The 1,406-nt window shown below is 65.1% G+C and carries 1 protein-coding gene; it reads right to left on the bottom strand.

The window, feature by feature from the left end; genetic code table 11:
- On the bottom strand, nucleotides 1–1,406 hold a 1,406-nt coding region (locus ACIP64_RS41465), incomplete at both ends, for an amino acid adenylation domain-containing protein (protein ID WP_401598061.1).

Raw genomic sequence — 1,406 nt, 5'->3', positions numbered from 1 at the left:
GTGCGGTACATGCGGGTGCCGGGGGGGCCGTAGGGGTTGGCGGGGAAGCGTTCGGCGGTGAGGGCGGGGCGGTTGAGGTAGCCGCGGGCGAGGCCTGGGCCGGCTACGTAGAGTTCGCCGGTGACTCCGGTGGGGGTGAGTTGGAGGGTGTTGTCGAGGATGTAGAGGTTGAGGTCGGGGATGGGTCGGCCGATGGTGCTGCCGGGGGTGGTGTCGAGGGTGTGGGGGGTGAGGTGGGCGTGGGTGACGTGGACGGTGGTTTCGGTGATCCCGTACATGTTGATCATGTCGGGTCCGTGGTGGGGGTGGTGGTGGTACCAGTCGCGGAGTTGGTTGGGGTCGAGTGCTTCGCCGCCGAAGATGACGGTGCGGAGGTTGGTGAGGGCGTTGGTGGGTGTTTCTTTTTCCTGGCGGAGGAGTTGGTAGAAGGCTGAGGGGGTTTGGTTGAGGACGGTGACGTTTTCGCGGGTGAGGAGTTCGAGGAAGTCGGCGGGTGATCTGCTGGTGTGGAAGGGGACGACGACGAGTCGGCCGCCGGTGAGGAGGGGGCCCCAGATTTCCCAGACGGAGAAGTCGAAGGCGTAGGAGTGGAAGACGGTCCAGATGTCGTGGTTGTTGAAGTGGAACCAGTGGTCGGTGGCGGTCATGAGGCGTATGACGTTGTGGTGGGGGACGATGACGCCCTTGGGTTGTCCTGTGGAGCCTGAGGTGTAGATGACGTAGGCGGGGTGTGTGGGTGTGAGGGGGGTGGGGCGGTGGGTGTCGGTGGGGTTGGTGTGGGGGTGGGGGTTGGTGTTGAGGTCGTCGAGGAGGAGGAAGGTGGTGTTGGGGGTGGGGGGGAGTTTTTGTTGGACTTGTCGGGTGGTGATGGTGAGTGCGGGTGTGGCGTCGTTGAGGATGTAGGTGATGCGTTCGGTGGGGTAGCTGGGGTCGATGGGGACGTATGCGGCGCCGGTTTTGAGGACGGCGAGGAGGGTGACGATCATTTGTGCTGAGCGTTCGAGGGCGACGGCGACGAACTGTTCGGGGCCGAGTCCCTTGGTGAGGAGGTGGTGGGCCAGGCGGTTGGCCTGGGTGTTGAGTTGGGTGTAGGTGAGGGTTTGTTCCTCGAAGACGACGGCGGTGGCGTCGGGGGTTCGGGTGGCCTGGGTCTGGATCAGTTCGGGGAGGGTGGTCCAGGGTGCGGGGGTGGGGGTGGTGTTCCACTCGGCCTGGAGTTCGGCGTGTTCCTGTGGGGAGAGGATGTCCACGCGGGCTGCGGGTGTGTTGGTGTCGGTGGTGAATGCTTCCAGGATGCGTTGGAGGCGGGTGGCCCACTGTTCGATGTCGTGGTGGGTGAACAGGTCGGGGCGGTAGCTGAGGGCCAGGCGCAGCCGGCTCCCCGGAAACGCCGTCAAACTGAGCGG

The organism is Streptomyces sp. NPDC088733 (genome assembly GCF_044751185.1).
Classification (GTDB): Bacteria; Actinomycetota; Actinomycetes; order Streptomycetales; family Streptomycetaceae; genus Actinacidiphila.
This window is presented reverse-complemented; position numbering and strand designations above follow the sequence as displayed.